This is a genomic window from Luteibacter sp. ME-Dv--P-043b (assembly GCF_030209605.1).
GTDB lineage: Bacteria > Pseudomonadota > Gammaproteobacteria > Xanthomonadales > Rhodanobacteraceae > Luteibacter.
The window spans coordinates 60176-68665 of sequence record NZ_JARVRT010000037.1 but is presented as its reverse complement, the minus strand read 5'-3'; the positions used below and the strand labels follow the sequence as shown (position 1 = coordinate 68665).

The 8490-nt window shown below is 66.7% G+C and carries 7 protein-coding genes; 2 read left to right on the top strand and 5 right to left on the bottom strand.

Going from position 1 to position 8490, the window contains the following annotated elements; translation table 11 throughout:
* Positions 1 to 101: 101 nt before the first annotated feature.
* From QRN34_RS17030 to QRN34_RS17010, 5 genes are all read right to left on the bottom strand, one after another.
* Positions 102 to 1010: a DUF4097 family beta strand repeat-containing protein gene (locus tag QRN34_RS17030; protein WP_285406318.1), complete on the bottom strand. Its 909-nt coding sequence runs from the start codon at positions 1008 to 1010 to the stop codon at positions 102 to 104.
* Between the two features lie 23 nt (positions 1011 to 1033).
* Complete coding sequence (locus QRN34_RS17025; protein ID WP_285406316.1) at positions 1034 to 1462, bottom strand: hypothetical protein; 429 nt, start codon at positions 1460 to 1462, stop codon at positions 1034 to 1036.
* Complete coding sequence (locus tag QRN34_RS17020) at positions 1459 to 2016, bottom strand: sigma-70 family RNA polymerase sigma factor (protein ID WP_285406322.1); 558 nt, start codon at positions 2014 to 2016, stop codon at positions 1459 to 1461. Before QRN34_RS17020 ends, QRN34_RS17025 begins: the two co-directional genes overlap by 4 nt.
* A 75-nt stretch (positions 2017 to 2091) precedes the next feature.
* Positions 2092 to 3876, bottom strand: coding sequence for a phosphoenolpyruvate carboxykinase (GTP) (locus QRN34_RS17015; protein ID WP_285406315.1), 1785 nt, complete (start codon positions 3874 to 3876; stop codon positions 2092 to 2094).
* 108 nt (positions 3877 to 3984) lie between these two features.
* Positions 3985 to 4575: a TetR/AcrR family transcriptional regulator gene (locus QRN34_RS17010; RefSeq protein WP_285406314.1), complete on the bottom strand. Its 591-nt coding sequence runs from the start codon at positions 4573 to 4575 to the stop codon at positions 3985 to 3987.
* A 191-nt stretch (positions 4576 to 4766) separates the two neighbouring features.
* Between QRN34_RS17010 and QRN34_RS17005 the strand changes: the two genes are divergently transcribed.
* Entirely contained in the window at positions 4767 to 5591 is an 825-nt protein-coding gene (locus tag QRN34_RS17005) for an alpha/beta hydrolase (RefSeq protein WP_285406320.1), read from the top strand.
* A gap of 60 nt (positions 5592 to 5651) precedes the next feature.
* Positions 5652 to 8123, top strand: a complete 2472-nt coding sequence (locus QRN34_RS17000; protein ID WP_285406313.1) for an acyl-CoA dehydrogenase — start codon at positions 5652 to 5654, stop codon at positions 8121 to 8123.
* The last annotated feature ends 367 nt before the right edge of the window (positions 8124 to 8490 follow it).

The window sequence follows — 8490 nt, the reverse complement described above, 5'->3', positions numbered from 1 at the left end:
TGACGGGTCGCCGCAGGCGTGGCCCCGAGGGTGGCACCCGCCGGCTCTTGCTCCAACACCTCAAGACGCCAACACCTCAAAACTCCAATGCCCCACCCCCCTCAGCGCCCCTGCCCCCGAATCCGCACATCACCGCTGAACGACTCCACGTGGATGGTGCCATTGCCGCTGCCGATCGTGGTTTTCAGTTCCTTGCCCGGGCCATCCTCACCCTTGGACGGCGTGCCGAAATCGCTGCGCAGGTCGCCACTGAACGTCGATGCTTCCAGCCGGGCGGAAGTGTCGCCCGGAAGCTGGATCTGCACGTCGCCGCTCATCGAATCGACGGTGAGCTTGCCGTCCCGGACCAGGCCGCCGGTAACTTGGGTATCGCCCGAGACGGTGCTGAAATTGGCCTCTTTCCAGGGGCCGCCGCCGACGGTCATCCGGCCGGAGACGGTCTGCGCCTCGACGCGGTCGGTGACCGAGGGGGCGGTGATATCGCCCGATACGGTCTGCAGATCGGCCTTGCCCGCTCGGCCGGCGAGGTCGATGGTGCCACTGACGGTCTGCATGGTGACTTCGGGTGAGCGCAGGTTGGCGCGGACCCTTCCGCTCACGGAATCGACATCGATCTTGCCGCCATCCAGGCCGTCCATGCTCACCGGCGCGCTGACCACGTTGATGGACACCGACACCGAGCGCGGCACGCGGATGTTGAGCACGGTGGGCTGCATGCGGGTGTCGTTGCCCCAGCTGAGCCAGTTGCCCTTCTTTTCGTCGCCTTCGACATGGATATCGACCTCGCGATTGTCGCCGTCGATCTCCAGGGGACGGGCGCCGTCGCCGAGGGTGCCGGACACCTGGATCTGGTTCTTGTCCCAGGCGGTGACGGTGACCTCGCCCTTGACGTTGTCGATGGTCACCTTGGCGTCGGGTCGAATGTCTTTCGACAGGTTGATCGGGGTCGAGGCCATGGCCTGACCGATCGAGAACGCCAGCAGCAGGGGAGTGAGATAGAGCGTTTTCATGGGGGTGTCCTGGCTGTACGTGTTTAGCCGGCTTGCTTTTCGAGATTGCGCAGGCGATCGCGCTGGCGTTCGGTACGCAGCAGCAGTCGCTGCAGCGCAGGGGATTCGGGGGAGTCCTGCATGGCCTGGGTCAGCTCCATGTGGGCAGCGTCGAGCTCGACCGCGGCGCCGGACAGGCGAGGATCGCTGGGCTTCCAGACCTGCCGGCTGGCCAAGCCATCGCCGCCTGCCGGCCCGACCAGGTGCAGGCCGAGGCCGCCACCCAGTACGGCGACGCCAGCGATGGCGGCGGCCATCAGCCAGGGCTGCGCGCGTCGGCGCCGCGGGGCGGCGAGGGCGGCGCGCGCGGTCGACTCGTCCAGCCGCGCGTCGATGTCGGCCCAGAGGTCGCGATGCGGCGTGACCGGGCGGTTGAGCGAGCGCATCTGGCGCAGGTAATCGAGTTCGTTCATGGTGTGTCTCCCAGGGCGCGGCGGAGCAGTCCGCGCGCACGGTGCAACTGAGCCTTGGAGGACCCCACCGCCATACCCAGCTCGGTGGAGATCTCTTCGTGTTTCCAGCCTTCCACGTCGTGCAGTACCAGCACGGCGCGCGCGCGCGGCGGAAGCGCAGCGATGGCTTTTTCGAGTTCGTCGCGCTCGACGGCGCGCACGGGATTGTCGGTGGACATGATGTCCGGCAGGTGGTCGTCGTCCATGATGCTGACCGGATCGGCGTTGCGGGCGCGTATGGACATCAGCGCCACGTTGACTGCCAGCCGGTAGACCCAGGTGCCGAAGGCGCTTTCGAAGCGGAAGCCGTCCAGTTTCTGCCAGGCACGGACGAAGGCCTCCTGGGTGAGGTCTTCGGCACGGGCATGGTCGAACGCGGCCAGCCGCAGGACGGCGCCGTAGACGCGATCGGCGTGGCGGCGATACAGCGTCTCGAAGGCCTTGCGGTCGCCGGCGATCGCCGCGCGGACCACCGCGTCGTCGGTGGTCGCGACGACGGGCGGCTCAGACGGCATCAGGGCGGTGGCGGCGAGGCATAGGGCATTCATCTTGCCAGCTTGGATGCCGGCAAGGGCGAAACGGTTTAACGATCAGGCGACGTTGGTCGCCTTGCGCTCCAGCGCGGCATCGAGCGCGTCGCTGACGCGGGTGCGTTCGGCCTTCAGTCGCGACGGCATACGCTCGCCGAAGCCGTCCAGATAGAGTCCGATGGCGCGAAGTTCCTCGGTCCATCCCTCCACGTCCACATGGAGCAGGTCGTCCAGCGCGCCGGGCTTGAGCGACAAGCCATCGGTGTTGAGCTCGCCCGCGGCGGGTACGATCCCGATGGGTGTCTCGACGCCCTGGGCCTTGCCCGTCACGCGCTGGATCATCCAGTCCAGCACGCGCAGGTTCTCGCCGTAGCCCGGCCACATGAAGCGGCCTTCGGCATCCTTGCGGAACCAGTTGACGTGGAAGATCCGCGGCAGCCTGGCGCCGGGCTTGTCGAACGACAGCCAGTGGGCGAAGTAATCGGCGAAGTTGTAGCCGCAGAAGGGTTTCATCGCCATGGAATCGCGGCGAAGCACGCCCACGGCGCCCGTGGCGGCGGCCGTGGTTTCCGAGCCCATCGATGCGCCGACCAGCACGCCGTGCACCCAGTCGCGGGCTTCGAACACCAGCGGCACCAGGGACGGACGGCGGCCACCGAAGACGATGGCCGAGATCGGCACGCCGGCGGCGTCCTCCGACTCCGGCGCCCAGCTGGGGCATTGCCTGGCGCTGACCGTGAAGCGGGAATTGGGATGGGCGGCCGGACCGTGGGTGCCGTCGAATGGGCGGCCTTGCCAGTCGGTGGCCGGCTCGCCTTCGCCCAGGCCTTCCCACCAGGGACGCTGGTCGGCGGTGAGGGCGACATTGGTGAAGATCGCATCGTGGCCCAGCGTGGCCAGCGCGTTGGGGTTGGTCCCCGCACCGGTGCCGGGTGCGACGCCGAAGTAACCCGCTTCGGGATTGATCGCCCAGAGGCGTCCATCCGCGCCCGGTGTCATCCAGCAGATATCGTCGCCGACGGTCCAGACCTTCCAGCCCGCCTCCCGGTAGCCCTCGGCGGGAATCAGCATGGCCAGGTTGGTCTTGCCGCAGGCCGACGGGAACGCCGCGGCGATGTAGTGCTTTTCGCCCTGCGGGTTTTCCACGCCGACGATGAGCATGTGCTCGGCGAGCCAGCCCTCACGGCGTGCCTGGTGACTGGCGATACGCAGCGCATGGCATTTCTTGCCGAGCAGCGCGTTGCCGCCGTAGCCGGAACCGATCGACTTGATCGACAGTTCCTCGGGGAAATGCATGATGAAGCGGCGCTCCGGGTCCAAGTCGCCCGTGGAATGCAGGCCCTTCACGAAGCGGCCTTCGCGTTCGATACGTGCCAGGGAGGGCGCACCCATGCGCGTCATGATGCGCATGTTGGCCACGACGTAGGGGCTGTCGGTGATTTCCACGCCGCAGCGCGAGAGCGGCGAGTCGATCGGGCCCATGCAATAGGGGATGACGTACATCGTGCGTCCGCGCATCGCGCCTTCGAACAAGGCATCGATCTTGGCGTGCGCTTCCGCCGGCGCCATCCAGTGGTTGTTCGGGCCGGCATCGTCCTGCTCGGGGGTGCAGACGAAGGTGAGGTGCTCGACGCGCGCCACGTCCGACGGATGCGAGCGGTGCAGGTAGCTACGCGGGTTGCTCGCCTCGTTCAGCGGCAGCAGGTCGCCGCTGGCGAGCATGGTGCGGACCAGTCCGGCGTACTCGGCATCGGAGCCGTCGCACCAGTGGATGGACGCGGGACAGGTGAGGCGGGCGGCCTCGTCGACCCATCGGTTCAGTGCTTCCAGGGAACTGCCGTCCAAACGCATCCGTCGTGGTCTCCAGTAAAAGTCCATGGAGACAGTAGTTTGCGATGCGTGGTATTGGCAAGGCACGGTGCAGCAAAACGGCACCGTGCCATTCAGGCGCGATCAGTCGTTGACGTGCGCCGGCGTCAGCGTGGCGATCATGTGCTCGACATAAGCGTCGAATTCCTCATGACTGAGGCGGGGCAGTCCGAGCGTGAAGTTGAGCTGCAGGAAGCCGACATAAGCCGCGTAGGTGAGGCGCGAGCGATGCAGGGCGACGACCGGGTCCAGCCCGGCCTCACTGTAGAGCCGGGTCAGGAACTCCATCCGGCGCTGGGAGACGCGCGACATCACCGGGACCACCTGCGGGTGGTCCAGTGCCTTCAACAGGGCCGCATAGACGCGATGGGGCTGCATCTCGTGAGCCACGCGCCGGAACAGCTCAGGGAAGCGCTCGAGCGGATCGGGAATGCGCTCGATCTCCGCGAGCACCTCGCGTTCGCCGTATTCCTCCCAGCGTTCCAGGGCCGCCTGCAGCAGCGCCTCGCGCGTGCGGAAGTGCCAGTAAAAGCTGCCCTTGGTGACGCCTAGCCGGCGCGCAAGGGCTTCCACCGCAAGGGCGCCCACGCCCTGTTCGGCGATAAGGGCCAGCGCGCCGTCTTCCCAGTCTTCGGCAGAGAGGCGGACTCGTTCGTTCTTGGCACCGTCGTTCATCGCCGCATGGTAGCGGAGCCGCCGCGGTTTGCAATCCAGGGGCCTTCGGAGGTGCTGCATAAGACCTTGACTTGGAAGCCATTGCATGACCGTACGCGGGCGTATTGACGCACCCGCCCGACACCCACATACTCCACCGTATGGTTGCTGATGCCCTTTCTGCCTGCCCGACCCCGACCCGCCTCGTCGCCATGGACGGGGTGGCGCTGTCGATCGAGCGCAGGATAGGGCACCGATCGCCGACCCTGCTGTTCGCCCACGGCTTCGGCCAGACGCGCCATGCCTGGACCGGCGCCGCGGTGGCCCTGGCGGAGCAGGGCTTCGGCAGCACCACGTTCGATGCCCGGGGTCACGGCGAGAGCGACCGCCTGCCTCGCGGTGAATACCACATGCAGCAGTTCGTGGACGACCTGCTGGTCGTGGCGGCGGCCTCCGCTTCGCCGGATGGCCGGCCTCCAGTTCTGGTGGGTGCGTCGATGGGCGGTCTGCTGGGCCTTGCCGCGGCGGGTGGATCGTCCGGAGCTGCGCCGTTCTCGGCGCTCGTGCTCGTCGATATCACGCCGAGGTGGGAAACCGCGGGGGTGGAACGTATCCTCGGCTTCATGCGCGCTCACCCCCACGGCTTCGCCAGTTACGACGAGGCGGCCTCGGCCATTGAGGCGTACCTGCCCCAGCGTCGCGAGCGCAAGACGGCGACGCAGCTGGCGCCGCTGCTGCGCCGGGGAGACGACGGCCGGCTGCGCTGGCACTGGGACCCGGCACTGCTCGACGGCATGGTGGCCGAGAGCGAACGCTACCAGCCGCAGTTGTTTGAAGCGGCGGCGCGGGTCAGTGTGCCGGTGCTGCTGTTGTCGGGTGCCCGCAGCGATGTCGTCTCCAGCCAGACGGTGGAGGAATTTCTCCGGCTGGTGCCGCACGCGCGACATGTCAGCCTTCCCGGGGCAACCCATATGGTGGCGGGGGATGCCAACGACGCGTTCACCCGCGAGATCGCCCTGTTCCTGCGTACGCTCTGAAACGCTCCACGCCGTACCCGATACCCTTTTCCGTAGTTCGACTGTAACGAGGTGATTCCGATGTCTGCGATCCTGGTTGTGCTGGCGGCGCTCATCGCCTCCGGTGCCTGTGCCTACCACCGCACGTCCCTGAAGACGTGGGCCATCGCCACGGGCGTGACCATCCTCGTGGTCGGCGTGCTTGCCGGCGCGCCGGTGACCACCGTGGTCCTGCTCATCCTGCTGGCCCTCGTCGCCGCGCCGCTGATGATGGTGGACTTCCGTCGCAAGAAGATCAGCGCGCCGCTGCTGTCCCTGTTCGCCAAGGTCACCCCGAAACTGTCGGACACCGAGCAGACCGCGCTCGAGGCAGGCACCGTCGGTTTCGAGGGGCAGCTGTTCTCGGGCAAGCCGGAGTGGTCCGAACTGCTGCGCCAGCCGCGCCCGGAACTGTCGGTCGAGGAACAAGCCTTCCTCGATGGCCCGGTCGAGGAACTGTGCAGCATGATCGACGACTGGCAGATCACCCACGAGTTGGCGGACCTGCCGCCGAACGTCTGGGACTTCATCAAGAAGAACAAGTTCTTCGGCATGATCATTCCCAAGAGCTACGGTGGCCTGGGCTTCTCGGCGCTGGCCCATTCGGCGGTGTTGCAGAAGCTGTCCAGCATGTCGCAGACGGTGGCGTCCACCGTCGCCGTGCCCAACTCGCTTGGACCTGGCGAACTGCTGATGCATTACGGCAGCGACGAGCAGAAGAACCACTACCTGCCGCGCCTGGCCGATGGCCGTGAAATCCCCTGCTTTGCGCTGACCGGCCCCTACGCGGGTTCCGATGCCACCTCCATCCCCGACTTCGGCATCGTCACCAAGGGCGTGTGGAACGGCGAAGAGACGGTCGGCATCCGCCTCACCTTCGACAAGCGTTACATCACGCTGGCGCCGGTGGCGACCATCGTCGGCCTGGCCTTCCGCATGTACGACCCGGACAAGCTGCTGGGCGACAAGGAAGACCTCGGCATCACGCTGGCGCTGCTGCCGCGCGAAACCCCGGGGCTGGAGATCGGGCGCCGCCATTTCCCGTTGAATACGCCGTTCCAGAACGGCCCGGTGCACGGCAAGGACATGTTCGTGCCGTTGTCGGTGCTGATCGGTGGCCCGCACATGGCCGGCCAGGGCTGGCGCATGCTGGTCGAGTGCCTGTCGGTGGGTCGTGCCATCTCGCTGCCGTCGAACGCCACCGGTGCCTCGCGCATGGCGGTGTCGGCCACGGGCTCGTATGCACGCATGCGCAAGCAGTTCGGCCTGGCCATCGGTCGGTTCGAGGGCGTGGAAGAAGCCCTGGCCCGGATCGGTGGCCTCACCTACGCCATGCAGGCGCTGTCGCGTGCCACGGCCGCTGCCGTGGATCGCGGTGAAAAGCCCGCCGTGCCGTCGGCCATCGCCAAGTACCACGCCACGGAATGGTGCCGCCAGATCGCCTCCGACGCGATGGACGTGCACGGTGGCAAGGGCGTCATCCTCGGCCCGAAGAACTACATGGGGCGCGGCTGGCAGTCGGTGCCCATCGCCATCACGGTGGAAGGCGCGAACATCATGACGCGCAGCCTGATGATCTTCGGCCAGGGTGCCATCCGCTGCCATCCTTACGTGCTGAAGGAAATGCAGGCCCTGGGCATCGCCGACTACCGCGAGCGCCTGAAGACCTTCGACAAGGCACTGTTCGGCCACATCGGCTTCGGCATCTCCAACGCGGTGCGCAGCTTCGTGCTGGGCATCACGGCCGCGAAGATCGGTGACACCGCCGGCGACGCTTACACGCGCCGCTACTACCGCAAGCTCAACCGCTACTCGGCGGCGCTGGCGCTGTGTGCGGACGTCGCCATGGGCGTGCTGGGCGGCAAGCTGAAGTTCAAGGAGAAGCTGTCGGCTCGCCTGGGTGACGTGCTGTCGTACCTGTACATCGCCAGTGCGATGCTCAAGCGCTACGAGGACACAGGTCGGCCGGAATCCGACCGTCCGCTGCTGGCCTGGGCGTTCCACCAGTGCGTGTGGAACATGCAGATGGCGCTGGACGGCGTGATCCGCAACTTCCCCGTGCGCCCGGTGGCCTGGCTGCTGCGGGCCCTCGTCTTCCCGTTCGGTCGGCGCGAAGTGCCGCCGTCGGATCGCCTGGGTCGTCGCGTCGCCGCGCTGATCACCGCGCCCAGCGAAGCCCGCGACCGCCTCACTACCTGGAGCTACATGACGCCTACGGCAAACAACACCGTGGGTCGCATGAACGCGCTGCTGCCCGATGTCATCGCTGCCGAGCCGGTGGAGCGCAAGTTCGTCAAGGCGCTCAAGGGTGGCCAGCTGAAGGCGCACACGTACAACGAGCAACTGGCCGAAGCGGAGAAGCTGGGCGCCATCAACGCTGCCGAGCGCGAACTGCTGCAGCGTGTGCGTGATGGCGTGGCGGAGTTCATCGCGGTGGACGATTTCGATACCGAGGAACTTCGCGCCAATGTGATTCGCAACGCGGAACAGATGAAGGCGGTACGCGCGGCGTAACGTCCGCTAACGATCGTTGCTGTCATGCAAAGGGGCCACGAGACATCGTGGCCCTTTTTTTTTGTGCGCCATCCCCACCATCGCAACATGGACACGCATCAAGGCATCGTGGCCGGCACTCATCGCGACATGGGAATGCACCACAGCATCATGGCCGTGTGTAGGAGCGGACGATGTCCGCGACCCCTCACGGTTACGCCCTGCGAACAACGCCATGCCTCACCATCCTGGCAGGCGTTTCCCTCAGCCGAACGAAGCCGGCATACGGACCGAAAACGCTCGCCCGTGCAAACGGTCTCGCCTCATTTGCGATAGGTGGGTTGAGGGTTCGCCGACATCGTCGGCTCCTACCGGACGCCGGGGCGTT

Excerpts from the sequence above, each read along its gene's own strand:
- QRN34_RS17030 (WP_285406318.1), bottom strand. The coding sequence starts at position 1,010 with ATGAAAACGCTCTATCTCACTCCCCTGCTGCTGGCGTTCTCGATCGGT.
- QRN34_RS17025 (WP_285406316.1), bottom strand. The coding sequence starts at position 1,462 with ATGAACGAACTCGATTACCTGCGCCAGATGCGCTCGCTCAACCGCCCG.
- QRN34_RS17020 (WP_285406322.1), bottom strand. The coding sequence starts at position 2,016 with ATGCCGTCTGAGCCGCCCGTCGTCGCGACCACCGACGACGCGGTGGTC.
- QRN34_RS17010 (WP_285406314.1), bottom strand. The coding sequence starts at position 4,575 with ATGAACGACGGTGCCAAGAACGAACGAGTCCGCCTCTCTGCCGAAGAC.
- QRN34_RS17005 (WP_285406320.1), top strand. The coding sequence starts at position 4,767 with ATGGACGGGGTGGCGCTGTCGATCGAGCGCAGGATAGGGCACCGATCG.
- QRN34_RS17000 (WP_285406313.1), top strand. The coding sequence starts at position 5,652 with ATGTCTGCGATCCTGGTTGTGCTGGCGGCGCTCATCGCCTCCGGTGCC.